Source organism: Lawsonibacter faecis, from assembly GCF_014287675.1.
In the GTDB taxonomy this organism is placed as follows: domain Bacteria; phylum Bacillota; class Clostridia; order Oscillospirales; family Oscillospiraceae; genus Pseudoflavonifractor; species Pseudoflavonifractor faecis.
Map to the genome: position 1 here is coordinate 232,211 of NZ_JACOPQ010000004.1, position 13,985 is coordinate 246,195.

Annotated in this window: 13 protein-coding genes; 11 read left to right on the forward strand and 2 right to left on the reverse strand. The window is 64.1% G+C overall.

What is annotated here, in order from left to right:
- The first annotated feature begins 56 nt into the window (after positions 1 to 56).
- The 11 genes from ytvI to H8S62_RS06920 all read left to right on the forward strand — a co-directional run bounded on the left by ytvI (position 57) and on the right by H8S62_RS06920 (position 10,617).
- Entirely contained in the window at positions 57 to 1,250 is a 1,194-nt protein-coding gene (gene ytvI / locus H8S62_RS06870; protein WP_186918843.1) for a sporulation integral membrane protein YtvI, read from the forward strand.
- A 281-nt stretch (positions 1,251 to 1,531) separates the two neighbouring features.
- The gene (locus H8S62_RS06875) at positions 1,532 to 2,875 is read left to right on the forward strand and encodes a S1C family serine protease (RefSeq protein ID WP_155150366.1); all 1,344 of its coding nucleotides are present in this window, start codon (positions 1,532 to 1,534) and stop codon (positions 2,873 to 2,875) included.
- A gap of 196 nt (positions 2,876 to 3,071) precedes the next feature.
- A complete protein-coding gene (gene gnd / locus H8S62_RS06880) occupies positions 3,072 to 4,490 on the forward strand; it encodes a decarboxylating NADP(+)-dependent phosphogluconate dehydrogenase (protein WP_155152901.1) in 1,419 nt (472 codons plus the stop codon).
- Positions 4,487 to 5,884, forward strand: coding sequence for a glucose-6-phosphate dehydrogenase (gene zwf, locus H8S62_RS06885; RefSeq protein WP_186918844.1), 1,398 nt, complete (start codon positions 4,487 to 4,489; stop codon positions 5,882 to 5,884). The genes gnd and zwf overlap by 4 nt, the downstream gene beginning before the upstream one ends.
- A 147-nt stretch (positions 5,885 to 6,031) precedes the next feature.
- A complete protein-coding gene (gene lexA, locus H8S62_RS06890; RefSeq protein ID WP_155150359.1) occupies positions 6,032 to 6,649 on the forward strand; it encodes a transcriptional repressor LexA in 618 nt (205 codons plus the stop codon).
- An 81-nt stretch (positions 6,650 to 6,730) separates the two neighbouring features.
- Positions 6,731 to 7,171 (forward strand): VOC family protein, encoded by a 441-nt coding sequence (locus H8S62_RS06895; protein ID WP_186918845.1) that lies wholly within the window; start codon positions 6,731 to 6,733, stop codon positions 7,169 to 7,171.
- Positions 7,172 to 7,248: 77 nt separating this feature from the next.
- Positions 7,249 to 7,707 carry a methylated-DNA--[protein]-cysteine S-methyltransferase gene (locus H8S62_RS06900; RefSeq protein ID WP_186918846.1) on the forward strand — a complete coding sequence of 153 codons (459 nt, stop codon included), beginning with the start codon at positions 7,249 to 7,251 and terminating at the stop codon, positions 7,705 to 7,707.
- A 39-nt stretch (positions 7,708 to 7,746) separates the two neighbouring features.
- Positions 7,747 to 7,977 carry a permease of phosphate ABC transporter gene (locus H8S62_RS06905; RefSeq protein ID WP_155150353.1) on the forward strand — a complete coding sequence of 77 codons (231 nt, stop codon included), beginning with the start codon at positions 7,747 to 7,749 and terminating at the stop codon, positions 7,975 to 7,977.
- Between the two features lie 2 nt (positions 7,978 to 7,979).
- Positions 7,980 to 8,189: a DUF6440 family protein gene (locus H8S62_RS06910; protein WP_173023892.1), complete on the forward strand. Its 210-nt coding sequence runs from the start codon at positions 7,980 to 7,982 to the stop codon at positions 8,187 to 8,189.
- Positions 8,186 to 8,938, forward strand: a complete 753-nt coding sequence (locus H8S62_RS06915; RefSeq protein ID WP_186918847.1) for an exodeoxyribonuclease III — start codon at positions 8,186 to 8,188, stop codon at positions 8,936 to 8,938. The genes H8S62_RS06910 and H8S62_RS06915 overlap by 4 nt, the downstream gene beginning before the upstream one ends.
- Before the next feature lie 617 nt (positions 8,939 to 9,555).
- The gene (locus H8S62_RS06920) at positions 9,556 to 10,617 is read left to right on the forward strand and encodes a zinc-binding metallopeptidase (RefSeq protein WP_423788667.1); all 1,062 of its coding nucleotides are present in this window, start codon (positions 9,556 to 9,558) and stop codon (positions 10,615 to 10,617) included.
- A gap of 89 nt (positions 10,618 to 10,706) precedes the next feature.
- Here H8S62_RS06920 and H8S62_RS06925 read toward each other — a convergent pair whose 3' ends face one another.
- Positions 10,707 to 12,953 carry a hypothetical protein gene (locus tag H8S62_RS06925; RefSeq protein WP_186918849.1) on the reverse strand — a complete coding sequence of 749 codons (2,247 nt, stop codon included), beginning with the start codon at positions 12,951 to 12,953 and terminating at the stop codon, positions 10,707 to 10,709.
- Between the two features lie 57 nt (positions 12,954 to 13,010).
- Entirely contained in the window at positions 13,011 to 13,787 is a 777-nt protein-coding gene (gene rlmB, locus H8S62_RS06930) for a 23S rRNA (guanosine(2251)-2'-O)-methyltransferase RlmB (protein WP_186918850.1), read from the reverse strand.
- Positions 13,788 to 13,985 lie beyond the last annotated feature (198 nt).

The window sequence follows — 13,985 nt, forward strand, 5'->3', positions numbered from 1 at the left end:
CCATGTGATATAATCGCCTCAATAGATTTCGCACGAAAGAAAAGGAGCGACTGGCTTTGGAATATCGGGAACTCTCCTGGCACGAGCGGGGCCGCCTCTGGCTCCGGCTGAGCGTCCGCCTGGCGCTGACGGTGCTGGTGCTGCTGGCTGTCTTTTTCCTGGGGCCGCCCCTGGCCTCCCTCTTCATGCCCTTTCTGCTGGCACTGGTGATGGCCTGGGTTCTCAACCCCATGATAAAGAAAATTCAGCGGCGGCTGCGCCTCTCCCGCGGCGTACTGTCCCTGGTGCTTATCACGCTCCTTTTTGCCATCGCCGGGGGCGTGCTGGCGGCCCTGGTGTACAGCATCGCCACGGAGCTCGCCTCCCTGGCCTCCAACTGGCAGACCATCTGGGCCAGCCTCCTGGATGTCATCCGTGAGCTGGAGCAGTTCCTCTCCGACCTCTTCGCCCGGCTCCCCGACCAGGTGGGCCAGGCGGCCAACGGCCTGCTGGAGGAGCTGGTGGCCTGGCTCCAGGAGACGGTGCCCGGTATGCTGACCCGGGTGGGCAGCGCGGCGGGGTCCTTTGCGTTCAGCCTGCCCAGCTTTGTCATCGCACTGGTCATTTTTATCATGGCCTCCTATTTCATCACCTCCGACTACCCCCGCCTGCGGGTGATGTTGACCGGCCGGCTCTCCCCCGGCCTCCATTCTTTCCTGGGCAATGTGAAGCGCACGGCGGTGGCGGCCTTCGGCGGGTATGTGAAGGCCCAGCTTATTTTGTCGGCGGTGATTTTCTTCATTCTGCTCGTCGGCTTCGTGGTCATCCGCCAGCCCTACTCGGTGCTGCTGGCCTTCCTGCTGGCGGTGTTGGACTTCATTCCCATCATCGGGTCGGGCACCGTCATGGTGCCCTGGGCGGTCATCGACGTGTTCACCGGGGACTGGCGGCATGCGGTGGAGCTGATGGTCATCTGGGGCGTGGTGGCCCTCTTCCGTCGGGCGGCCGAGCCCAAGGTGGTGGGGGACCAGACCGGGCTATCCCCCATTCTGTCCCTCATGAGCATCTACGTGGGCATGAAGCTGGGGGGCGTCCTGGGTATGATTCTGGGGCCGGTGCTGTGCATGGTGGTTCTCAATATCGGCAAGCTTGGCACCCTTGACGGGGTGCTGGGAGATTTGCGCCTGGCCGCCGGGGATATTTCCGCTCTCCTCAAAAACCGTCCCGCGCCGGATGGGAAAAAGACGGACGGGGATGCGGACGGACCGTGAACCGTCTTACGCGGAGACGGGGAACTGCTTGCGCCGCACCGCAGAGAGAACGGAGAATAGGCGCGGCCAAGAGGAGCCGTCGCGCCGTGTACAAGGCAGAAAGCCGCTATCCCTTGGGGGATGGCGGCTTTTCTTTAAAACCGTTAAAGGTAAAGTTCAAACTTCATTTTATGTTTCTTCATTTTTTGGACATAAATCCCGGTTATGATAACACCCGTAGAGAAAAGAGCGGGCCGGTACGCCCGCAGAAAGTGATCCCACTTTTTAAAGGAGCGATTCGTATGTATTACAGCGATTACAATAACCGGCCCGACCCGAACGAGCCCATCGAGACCACCGCCTACCGCGTGGAGGCCGCCGAGACCATGGGCGGCAAGCCCAAGAAGAAAAAGCACATGGGCGCCAAGATTACCGCCCTCTGCCTGAGCTGCGCCCTGCTGGGCGGCTTCGCCGGGAGCGGCGCCATGCTGGCCTTCGGCGGCGGCGGTGGGGGCAGCACCACCGTCTACGAGGGCGACCACGCCCCCACCATCGTAAACGTCTCCAACGTGACCCAGTCCGAGCCCCTCTCCGCCGCGCAGATCTACGCCACCTATGTGGGCTCCACCGTGGGCATCACCACGGAGATCACCACCACCAACATCTTCGGCCAGACCGTCCAGAACGCCGCCTCCGGATCCGGCTTCGTCATCACCTCCGACGGGTACATCGTCACCAACTGGCATGTCATCGACGAGGCGAGCAACATCAAGGTCACCTTTATTGACGGCAAGAGCTACGACGCCAAGCTGGTGGGCGGCGACGAGGAGAACGACATCGCCGTGCTGAAAATCGACGCCGCCGGCCTTACCCCCGTGGTCATCGGCAGCTCCGACGCGCTGGTGGTGGGCGACCAGGTGTACGCCATCGGCAACCCCCTGGGCGAACTGACCTACTCCATGACCGGCGGCATCGTCTCCGCCCTCAACCGCAACGTCACCATGTCCGACGGCCGCAGGATGAACTACGTCCAGACCGATACCGCCATCAACTCCGGCAACTCCGGCGGCGCGCTCTTTAACCAGTACGGCCAGGTGGTGGGCATCGTCTCCGCCAAGCTGTCCAGCAGCGGCTCCGGCTCCTCCGCCAGCGTGGAGGGCCTTGGCTTCGCCATCCCCATTGACGACGTGAAGAGCATGATCACCGACATCATTGAACACGGCTACATCACCGGCCGACCCTATCTGGGCATCGTGGGCCAGAGCGTCAGCGGCGAGGCCGTTCGCTACGGCACCCCCGCGGGCACCTATGTTATGGGCGTGGTGGAGGGCTCCGGCGCAGCCAAGGCCGGCATCCAGAAGGAGGACATCATCACCCGGATTGACGACAAGGAGATCACCTCCATGGACGACCTCCAGAACGCCCAGAAGGACTACAAGGCGGGCGACACCGCCGTGTTCACCCTCTACCGCGACGGGGAGAAGACCCAGGTCACCGTGACCTTCAGCGAGCGCAACTCCGAGATGGAGGCGGCCGGCTCCGCCCTCCAGGAGCAGATCAACCAGGAGCTGCAGGAGCAGTACCAGCAGCAATATCAGCAGCAGCAACAGCAGCAGAGCGGCGGCTATTGGCCGTTTGGCTGGTAATCAATCGAAACAGCGTTCCCGCGAGAGCGGGGACGCTGTTTTTTATGGCATTGAGCGGGGAAAGCTAGGGGAGCGCAGATACCATTCCGCCGCACAAAGTTTTCATTGACAAAGCAAACTGTAATTAATATAATTACAGAAAGGGGGCCGGACAGCCAAAGTGTCCGCCCTGTACCGGAAAAAGGAGAATGACAATATGAATAAGCTTTACGACATCGGGCTGGTGGGTCTTTCGGTCATGGGCCGCAGCCTGGCGCTCAATATGGCGGACCACGGCTTCCGTGTGGCGGGCTACAACCGCAGCCCGGAGGTGACGGACCGGGTGCTGCGGGAGCATCCCCACGAAAACCTGTCCGGGTTTTACAGCCTGGAGGCGCTGGTCTCCGCGCTGGAGCGCCCCAGGAAGGTGTTTTTGATGATCCAGGCCGGGCCGGCGGTGGATGCGGTGCTGGAGCAGCTCCTTCCCCTCCTGGAGCGGGGGGATGTTGTCATGGACGGGGGCAACTCCTATTTTGAGGACACGAACCGCCGGGCCGAAACGCTGGCGGAGGCGGGGATACACTACTTCGGCGTGGGCGTCTCCGGCGGCGAGGAGGGAGCCCGCCGGGGTCCCTCCGTCATGCCCGGCGGACCCCGGGAGGCTTACGGCGCGGTGCGCCCCATCCTGGAGGCCGTCGCGGCCCGGGCGGAGGACGACAAGCCCTGCTGTGCCTACATCGGCCCCGGAGGCGCGGGGCACTATGTCAAAATGGTCCACAACGGCATTGAGTATGCCGATATGCAGCTCATCGCCGAGGCCTATCTCCTGCTGAAATACGCGGGGGGCTTCACCAACCGGGAGCTGGCCGAGACCTTCGCCGCCTGGGACCGGGGGGAGCTGCACAGCTACCTCATCGGCATCACCGCCGATATCTTCACCCGGCAGGACGACCTGGCCACCGGGGACCTCATCGACCACATCCTCGACAGCGCCGGCCAGAAGGGCACCGGCCGGTGGACCAGTATCGAGTCCCTGCGGCAGGGGGTGGACGTGTCCATGATCACTGCCGCCTGCAGCGCCCGGGTCATGTCCAACCACCTGGAGCGGCGGGCCCGGGCGGGCGGGCGTATCGCCGCGGTCCCCGTCACGGGCGTGGATAACAAGTCCGCCTTCGCGGAGACCGTGCGCCAGGCCCTCTACACCGGTAAGATCATCGCCTATGCCCAGGGCTTCTCCCTCCTGGCGGACGCCTCCGGGCGGTTTGGCTGGGGCCTCAATCTGGGGGAGATCGCCTCCATCTTCCGGGCGGGGTGCATCATCCAGGCGGCCTTTCTGGGGGACATCACCGCCGCCTACCGGGCGGACCCGGCGCTGGAGAGCCTGCTCCTGGCCCCCTTCTTCCTGGACCGGGTGAACGAGCGGCAGGAACACCTGCGCCGGGCTGCCGCGGCCGCCGTCCTGGGCGGCATCCCGGCTCCCGCCCTCACAAACGCCGCGGCCTACCTGGACGGCTTCCGGGCCCGCGCCTGCGGGGCCAACCTCATCCAGGCCCAGCGGGACTGCTTCGGCGCCCACACCTATGAGCGCGCCGACCGTCCGGGGAGCTTCCACTACGATTGGAGAAAGACGCCATGAACATCTCCACCAATATCACCATCTTCGGCGGCACGGGGGACCTGACCTTCCGCAAGCTCCTCCCCGCGCTCTACACCATGTTTCTGGCGGGCAAGCTCCCGGCGGGCAGCCGGATTGTGGCCGTGGGCCGCCGGGACTACAGCGACGGGGCGTACCGCGTCCTGGCGGAGGACTGGGTGAAGAGGTTCAGCCGCCTGCCTTACACGGAGGAGCGGTTTGCCGATTTCGCGCAAAGGCTGGTCTATTTTCGGATGGACCTCTCCAATCAGACCGACTATGGGCGGCTGGACGCGTTTTTTGCACAGGATACGGTGGAAAACCACCTCTTTTACCTGGCCGTGGCCCCCAGGTATTTCGCCGTCATCACCGAGGGACTCAAGCGGGTGCGGGGCGCGCGGGCGGGCAAGGTCATGCTGGAGAAGCCCTTCGGCGAGAGCCTGGACGCCGCCCGGACCCTGAACGAGGAGCTGGAGGGCTATTTCGGCCCGGAGCGCATCTACCGCATCGACCACTACCTGGGCAAGGAGATGGTCCGCAACATCCAGGCCATCCGCTTTGCAAACCCCATCTTTACCGACGTGTGGAACGCACGCTCCATCGAGGCGGTGCAGATCTCCGCGTTGGAGGAGGTGGGCGTGGAGACCAGGGGCGGCTACTACGACGCCAGCGGGGCGCTGAAGGATATGGTACAAAACCACCTCTTCCAAATTCTCTCCATCGTGGCCATGGAGCGCCCCGGGGAGCTCAGCAGCGCGCAGATGCACACCGGGCAGCTGGACGTGCTGCGCGCCCTCCGCCCGCCGAAGGAGTACGACATCTGCGATACCCTGGTGCTGGGACAGTACGAGGGCTACCGGGAGGAGCCTCTGGTGGCGGCGGACTCCGCCACCGAGACCTTTGCGGCGATGCGGCTTTTTATCGACAACGGGCGCTGGCGGGGCACGCCCTTTTATATCCGCACGGGAAAGAAGACCGGCGTGCGGCAGATGGAGGTCTCCATCGTGTTCCGGGCGCCCCGGCCCGGAGTGGAGCCCAACATCCTCATCATCAAAATCCAGCCCACTGAGGGCGTATACCTCCAGTTCAACATTAAGCGCCCCGGGGATACCGACGACCTCATCCCCGCCAAGATGGACTTCTGCCAGAACTGCAATCTCATTCACCAGCTCAACACCCCCGAGGCTTATGAGCGGCTCATCACCGCCTGTATCGCCGGCGAGCGGTTCTGGTTCTCACAGTGGGACCAGATAGAGCTGAGCTGGAACTATATCGAGGGGCTGAAGCGGCGACACAGGGAGGCCGGACTGCCGGTCCTGCCCTATGCGCCCGGCTCCCGGGGGCCGGACGCCGCGCAGACGCTGCTGGGCCGGACGGGCCGCCGCTGGTACGAATAGCAGCTTCGCCGGTTCGTTTGCCGCGCCGCCTGATTTGAGGCGGCGCGGCATTTATAAAAATTTAGAACAAATGTTTGCGATTTGCAAAATTCTATGATATACTGCAAGCGTACCAATTTAACCATGCACCCATAAGGAGGGTCTGCCATGAAAAACCTGTCACCCAAACAGCAGCAGATCTACGACTATATCATCGCCTTTCAGGCGGACCACGGCTACCCCCCCTCGGTCCGCGAGATTGGCGAGGCGGTGGGGCTGAAATCCCCCTCCACCGTCCACTTCCATCTGAAGGGGCTGGAGGAGAAGGGCCTCATCACCAAGGCGGAGGGCAAGACACGGGCCATCACCGTGAGCGGCCCCGTGCCCCGTCCCGTGGCCGAGGAGCTGGACGGCCGGGCGGGCCGGGTGCCCGTGGTGGGCAGCGTGGCGGCCGGGTCCCCCATCCTGGCCCAGGAGTGTATTGAGGACTATCTCACCTTCGACACCGGCGGACAGGCCGGGGAGCACTTTGCCCTGCGGGTCCGGGGCGAGTCCATGCTCCACGCGGGCATCCTGCCCGACGATCTGGTGGTGGTGCACCGCCAGCAGGATGCCCACAGCGGCGAGATCGTGGTAGCCCTCTTTGAGGACGAAGCCACGGTGAAGACCCTCCGCCGCAAGGACGGCCATACATGGCTCATGCCTGAAAACCCGGATTACGAGCCCATCGACGGCACCTACGCCGAGATTATCGGCAAGGTGGTCGCCGTCGTCAGAAAGTACTGAGATGCGCCGAGCGTCCGGGAACTCCACAGGGATACGACTTTAGAGTGTCCGCCGTCTGAGACATGGAATGAGGAATCGGATATGACGCCGAAAATAGATCACATTGAAATCACCGTCGCCGATCTGGACCGGGCCGAACGGTTTTACGACGTCCTCCTCCCCCTGCTGGGCTTCGACCTGAAGGACAAGGGACGGGGCGAGTTCCCGGCGTATGAGCATGTGGAGCTCGACTACGGCACGGCGGACTTCAGCCTGGGGCTGGTCTGTCCCCGGCCCGCCCTCCGGGAGGAGGCGGTCTGCCGCCGGAAGCCGGGCGCGCTCCACCACCTGGCCTTCCGGGCAGAGTCCGACGCGGAGGTGGACAGGCTCTACGAGCAGGTGCGGGCCATCGAGGGCGTGACCATCGTCTCACCGCCGGGGCGCTACCCCGAGTACACCCCGGATTACTACGCCTTTTTCTTTAAGGACACCGAGGGCATCAAGCTGGAAATTGTCCATTTTGAAAGGCCCGCGTACTATTGAACGGGGCGCTGGGCGGCGGAGAGGAAAAGAAGCTGCCGGGCGCGGGAAGCGACCCATCAAATAGTGGGGGAATTCCTATGAATTTGGTTGCATTTCAAACGCCTTATGGTAAAATGGGATTGGCGGAGGAGAACGGCGCGCTGGTACACCTCTACCTCCCAAACGAGGGCATGCCCCGCATCGCAGAGCATGAGACGGCGCTCCTGGCGGATGGTAAGGGGCAGCTCATGGAATACTTTGCGGGGAAGCGGACGGTGTTCAAGCTGCCTCTGGCCCCGGAGGGGACCGCCTTTCGCAAAAAGGTCTGGGCGGCCCTGCTGGACATCCCCTATGGCGGGACCATATCCTACGGGGAGCTGGCCCGCCGGGTGGACAACCCCAGGGGCGTCCGGGCGGTGGGCCAGGCCAACCACCACAACCCCATCCCCATCCTCATCCCCTGCCACCGGGTGGTGGGGGCGGACGGGAGCCTCACCGGGTACGGCGGGGGCGTGGAGCTGAAGCGGGCCCTGCTGGCCCTGGAAAAGCGCGCATAGATCGGACGCGCGGACAGCGCGGGATGAAAGGAGCCTTTTATGAAGCAATTAATCGCAGCGGGCAACCTGTTTCTTAAAAAGATGGATCTGACGGATATGGCACTGGTGAAGCTGTGCACCGGCTCCCTGGGCGTCCTGCTGGGCCTGCGGGCCGCCAGGAAGCACCGGAAGGGCGCAGGCTTCGCGGCGGGCGTGATGTTCGTGCTGACTCTGCTGCCGCTGCTGGCCAAGTGGATCAACGCGGTCACCAACGCTGACGAGGAGGACTGAGCGTGGCGAAACGGGAAAAACGTTTTCAGGTGGTGCTGAATGAATCCCCCGCCGGGGGACTTGGCATGGCCACCACCATTTTTCTGGACACACAGACCGGCGTGCAGTATCTGCAGGTCGTCAGCGGTTACGGCGGCGGTCTCACTCCCCTGCTGGACCGGGACGGCAGGCCCGTCATCTGGGATCTGGATCACCTGGAGGATGAGCGGTGAAGCTGGTTTCCTGGAATGTGAACGGGCTGCGCGCCTGCCTGGGGAAGGGCTTTCTGGAATCCTTTGCCGCGCTGGATGCGGACGTCTTCTGCCTGCAGGAGACCAAGATGCAGCCCGGCCAGGCCGAGGTGGACCTGCCCGGCTACGTGCAGTATTGGAACAGCGCCGTGAAGAAGGGGTACTCCGGCACGGCGGTGTTTACACGCGTGAAGCCCCTGGCGGTGACCTACGGCATCGGCTCCTCCGAGCACGACGGCGAGGGCCGGGCCATCACATTGGAGTTTGACAACTTTTTTCTGGTCAACTGCTACGTGCCCAACGCCCAGCGGGATCTGACGCGGCTATCGTTCCGTATGGCGTGGGAGGACGAGCTGCGCGCCTACCTCAAGGGACTGGACGGCAGGAAGCCGGTGATTTACTGCGGGGACCTGAATGTGGCCCATGAGGAGATTGACCTCAAGAATCCCAAGTCCAACCGGGGCAACGCCGGGTTCAGCGACGAGGAGCGGGGCAAGATGACCGAGCTGCTGGCCGCTGGATTTGTGGACACCTTTCGGTATCTCTATCCCGAGGCCGCCGGAGCCTACTCCTGGTGGAGCTATATGTACCATGCCCGGGAGAACAACGCGGGGTGGCGCATCGACTACTTCATCGTCTCCGAGTCCATCAAGGATGCGGTTAACGACAGTGTAATCCACCCCGAGATTATGGGCAGCGACCACTGCCCGGTGGAATTGGATATTTTCTAGTTGCCTCTTTTAAAGTCCCCGGCGCGTACGCGCCGGGGACTTTTTGCACAAAGCGGTACGGCAAAGGAATGGAACGGACTTTACCGGTTACGGGTCCCTCGGAAAGCCCCTGCGGCTTTGTGGGGAGAGGAGGGGCAAGGCAGTGGAATGAGGAATGCCCTCTCTCGCAGGGCGCTTAGAATGGAACGGACTTTGCCGGTTGGGGGCCCCACAAAGCCCATGGGCTTTGTGGGGAGAGGAGGGGCAAGGCAGTGGAATGAGGAATGCCCTCTCTCGCAGGGCGCTTAGAATGGAACGGACTTTGCCGGCTGGGGGCCCCACAAAGCCCATGGGCTTTGTGGGGAGAGGAGGGGCAAGGCAGTGGAATGAGAAATGCCCTCTCCCGCAGGGCGCTTAGAATGGAACGGACTTTGCCGGTTGGGGGCCCCACAAAGCCCATGGGCTTTGTGGGGAGAGGAGGGGCAAGGCAGTGGAATGAGGAATGCCCTCTTCCGCAGGGCGTTGCGAATGGAACGGACTTTGCCCCGACGACGTATTGCGTCTCAGCCTAAAATCCGCTATAATAGCGCTGACAAACTGCCGCAAGACCAATGCTTCCATGAGAGAGGATGCTGTATTTGAGAAGGATACCCTACATCCCTCTGGCCGCAGTGCTGCTGGTGCTGGCGATCCTCTGCGGGGGCTGCGGCCGGAGCGGCGACGCGCAGGCCGGCCCCGCGGTCCTCGGCGCGGAGGAGCGTGCGGAGGCAGCCGCGCTGCTGGACGCGCAGCTGGGGCTTTTGAAGGACGAGATTAACGACACGGAGTATGAGCGCTGCCTCGCCTTTATGGAGACGCTCTATCCCCTGCGCCGGGACCGGCTGGAGCAGGACCGCTACGAGAAGTCGGCCGAGGAACGCCGCATGGTGGAGCGTCTCAACCAGCTCTATGAGCGCTACACCGCTAAATACCTGGGCGACGGCGGCACGTGGGGGTACGGGAATCCCTCCCAGCGGGTTCTGGCCGAGTACCGCGTCAGCGGGGACGGGAGCATCCGGGCGGACGGCTGGAGCCAGATCCGGGAGACCGGCGGCTGGACGGAGGAGGACTATCTGGATCTCTGGGACCAGATGCTCAGCATCCTTCCCGACGGGGCCTGGCGGGATTTCTCCCGCTTTATCGTGTTTACCGACGGCGAAGACGAGACCCTGGCCTACGTGACTCAGGCGGACAGCGCAGGCGAGCGGTGGGAGATTGCCGTGGACCCCGCCGACGCGGAGGACAGCGACTGGTTTATCGAGACGGTGCTCCACGAGTACACCCACTACCTGACCCTCAACGCCGGTCAGGCGGACTACACCAGCCGGCAGACCGGGTCCACCTACAACGAGGAGGGCATGGTCACCTACGCAGACTCCTACCTCAACGCCTTCTATCAGGCGTTTTGGGCCGACTACCTGGACGACCGGCTGGCCAACATGGACTCCTACAACTTCTTTCTCCGGCATGAGGATGACTTCGTTACCGACTACGCCTCCACCGACCCGGCGGAGGACATCGCCGAGAGCTTTACCTATTTCGTCCTGCAGGACAGGCAGAGAGGGGATGCGGTGTGGGAGCGGAAGCTGAATTTTTTTTATGATTACCGGGAACTGGTGGACTTTCGCAGCGAGGTCCGGGCGCGGCTTGGACTGGAATAGAGCCGACCGGCGGACGCAGCGCCACCGGCAATTGCGGTAAGAAGAAATCAAGCGCCGTGGAACCCAGGTTCCACGGCGCTTCGCGCTCTTTAATACCGGTTTACCCACCCGGAGATCAGGAGCGTGGGCACCAGCCACATAACCATGAAGATCAGCAGATTGGCGGGGGAAAGGGAGGAGTAGGCCCCCACAAAGGTGAGGTAAAAGGCCAGCAGCACCCCCACGGCGGAGCCGGCGGAGGCCAGGCCCGCGGTGATCCGCACCGCCAGCCTCAGCCGCTTGCCGCCCACCACCGCCTCGGAGAAGGGGCCCAGCCCCTCCCGGCAGAGGACGGCGGAGAGGACCTCGCTGTGCTCCTGGTCGGGGTCGGACAGCTCCAGCCGCCGCTCAATGGCCGGAAACTCCATCTTTTCCACCGGCAGCTTAAACCGCTGGCGGAGCATGGCGGGGATGAGGTTAAAGTCCCGGGTGGCCAGCACGGGCCCCACCTTGTTGCGGATGAGGGCCGTCAGGGACGGGCGTACCACGCCGTGGAGATTGTAGCTCAGGGCGAAAATCCCGGCCAACTCCCCCTCGATGGCGCAGAATACGGCGTTTTTCACGTTCAGCCCCTGGGGAAGCCCAATCTCCATCAGGTGCATAAAGGCCGCGGAGCCCACCAGCACCTGGTCTCCCCGGATGACGGCGGCCATGCCGCCCTCGTACTGGGCGAAGTGCTCGCTGCGGCGGTAAATCGCGCCCTGGGAGCGGAGCAGATCATGAAAAATCTTATCGAGGCCGCAGCCCGAGTCACGGATGAGGGTGGCCGCGCAGGCCACCACCTTCTCCACCGGGAAGTCCCCGAAGACCTTAATGCCGTTCATGGAGACCGAGCCGGGAGGAAAGAGATCGATATCGGTGAGGAGAATCCCCGCGCCGCCCCCGGTACCCACCACGCCGTCCCACCCGGCGATGGCCGCGCCGCTCTTGGAGAGGCGCTGGCACAGAGTATTCCAGGGGATGCCATAGCAGAGAGCGGCGGAGAAGGAGGCCGCGGCGGTGAGGGTGGCGGAGAGGCACCAGAGCAGATGCTGGGGCTGCTTCTGCCCCAGGGAGGCGGTGATGGAGAAGAGGAGAGCGGCGATGAGGAGCAGCGGCGCGGTGACGCGGAAAATCCGCTGGGCCCCGTCGGGCGCCTGAATCTGGCTGCCGAAGCCCGCAGGCTCGCCGGACCACTTGGCGTAGGCGTCCCGACCGTTCCACTTGCCCTCGTCCAGAGTGACGAGGTAGGGCTCCTGGGCGGAGGCCGCCGTGCGGCAGGCGCTGCGGGAGCCGCGCCGCTTTAAGTAGGTGCCCCACATGGTGAGGCCCAGGGCCAGGGCGGAGATGGCGCAGTAGGGCATCTGCTCCTCCCGCCCGCCCAGGCTGATCATGGTCAGCGCATCGGCCAGGGTGGCCGCGCAGGCCAGGGAGACCAGAGTGTCCATGCCGATGCCCAGCTGGAAAATGCGCAGCAGCCCGGCCAGGAAGGTGTCCACGCCCAACAGCATGGCGCAGCCCAGCATCCCCGCCAGGGTGTATACCCGCAGCTCGTAGGACTCGCCCAGGGGACCGGGCAGGGGGAATTTAAAGAAGGGGGCCAGAGTCAGGTAGAGCAGCGGCAGGGCCAGCAGCAGCACCAGGACGCCCCGCAGGCGCAGGAAGCTCAGACCCCGGTTATAGCGCTTGTAGAGGTCCGCGGGCGGCAGATCAGGGGCCGGAGGCAGGGCACGGCGGGATCTGCGGCGGCGCATGGGCGCGTCAACGTCCTCGCTGTCCACGCCGGGGAGGTACTTCTCCGCCTTGCGGACGTCCTCGTCGTCCTCCACGCCCTCCTCTTCAAACATATGCTCGGCGTAGTCGTCCGCCTTCCGGCGGAGCTTGTTAATCCCGGCCTGGAGGGGGCTCTCCTCCTCCGGCCCGTCCGGCGGAGCGGAGGCGGTCTCCTCCTCGCCGGGGAAGTCCACCACCTTTTCGTCCGGGGCCTTCCCCTCAGAAGGGGTCGGCCGGGGCTTGTTCCGCGCCGAGGGCGGAGAGACGGCGCCCGGCGCGCCGTCCCCGGCCTCCGGTTCCTGCGGCGCAGGCTGGCGGGGCGCGGCCTTCCCCGGGAAATCCACCACATTGTCGATGGCGCCCTCCCGCCTGGGGGGACGGTGCGGCCGGGGCAGATCCTTCTGGGGGATGACCGGCAGGGGTATGGTGTTGTCCATCTCCTCCCCGCCGCCGCGGCCCTTGTACTCGGCCAGAATTTCCTCCAGGGAGAACGCCTCTCCGTCCGGGTGGCCTTTATTCAGTTGGTCGTCCCGGTCTTTCGGCATAAAACTCGTCCTTTGCGATGTGTCGGGTCTTAATAAGATGGTTTGGATGGCGGATACCTACCCCAGCCGCTGGCGGACTGCTTCATAGAGCATAATGGCTGCGGCGGCGCTGGCGTTGAGGGAGTTGAGCTTGCCCCGCATGGGTATACTGACCTTGAAGTCGCACTGCTCGGACACCAGGCGGCCCATGCCCTCCCCCTCGCTGCCGATGACAATGGCGGCGGGGCCCTTCAGGTCGGCCCTGTAGAGGCTGGTATCCCCGTCGGCGGCGGTGCCGAAAATCCACAGGCCCTCGTCCTTCAACTCCTTCAAAAGTGCGGTCAGGTTGGGCACCCGTGCCACGGGCACATGGGCCACGGCCCCGGCGGAGGTCTTTGCCACGATGGCGGTGAGGCCGGCGGAGCGGCGCTTGGGGATGATGACCCCGTGGGCCCCGGCGCACTCGGCCGTGCGGATGACCGCCCCCAGATTGTGGGGGTCGGAGAGCTCGTCGCAGACCACCACGAGGGGGGCTTCTCCCCTCTCCCTGGCGGCGTTTAATATATCGTCCACGCTGGCGTACTCCCGGACGGCCGCCACGGCGATGACGCCCTGGTGGGCGTGGGTGCGGCTCATGCCGTCCAGCTTGCGCCGGTCGGCCTCCACCACCACGACGCCCCTGTCCCGGGCGGTGGAGGCGATATGGCCCAGGGTGGCGTCGGTCTCGCCCCGGGCGATAAAAATCTTGTCGATGGTGGTCCCGGCCCGGAGGGCCTCGATGACCGCGTTGCGGCCCTCGATAATGCCGTCGGCCTCAGCCTCGGCGTCCGGTCTGCGGGGGGTGTTCTCTCTCATGGGGCGTCCTGCCTTTCTTCCACTGGGGTACTGTCCATAGATAGTAGAAGTATACCACAGTTGAGCCATAAGAGAAAGACGAAAATGCGCATTTCACAGGGAAAGATTCCAGCGGCGGCGGGATGGTTTTCATAGAAAGTTTACACCTTTCGCCCCCCTCCTTCCTTGTATTTCATAGTCCGGTGTGGTACAATACGA

Bases quoted from the DNA above. Each gene is read 5' to 3' on its own strand.
- H8S62_RS06895 (WP_186918845.1), top strand. From the start codon at position 6,731: ATGACGCCGAAAATAGATCACATTGAAATCACCGTCGCCGATCTGGAC.
- gnd (WP_155152901.1), top strand. From the start codon at position 3,072: ATGAATAAGCTTTACGACATCGGGCTGGTGGGTCTTTCGGTCATGGGC.
- H8S62_RS06875 (WP_155150366.1), top strand. From the start codon at position 1,532: ATGTATTACAGCGATTACAATAACCGGCCCGACCCGAACGAGCCCATC.
- H8S62_RS06905 (WP_155150353.1), top strand. From the start codon at position 7,747: ATGAAGCAATTAATCGCAGCGGGCAACCTGTTTCTTAAAAAGATGGAT.
- zwf (WP_186918844.1), top strand. From the start codon at position 4,487: ATGAACATCTCCACCAATATCACCATCTTCGGCGGCACGGGGGACCTG.
- H8S62_RS06900 (WP_186918846.1), top strand. From the start codon at position 7,249: ATGAATTTGGTTGCATTTCAAACGCCTTATGGTAAAATGGGATTGGCG.
- lexA (WP_155150359.1), top strand. From the start codon at position 6,032: ATGAAAAACCTGTCACCCAAACAGCAGCAGATCTACGACTATATCATC.
- rlmB (WP_186918850.1), bottom strand. From the start codon at position 13,787: ATGAGAGAGAACACCCCCCGCAGACCGGACGCCGAGGCTGAGGCCGAC.
- H8S62_RS06925 (WP_186918849.1), bottom strand. From the start codon at position 12,953: ATGCCGAAAGACCGGGACGACCAACTGAATAAAGGCCACCCGGACGGA.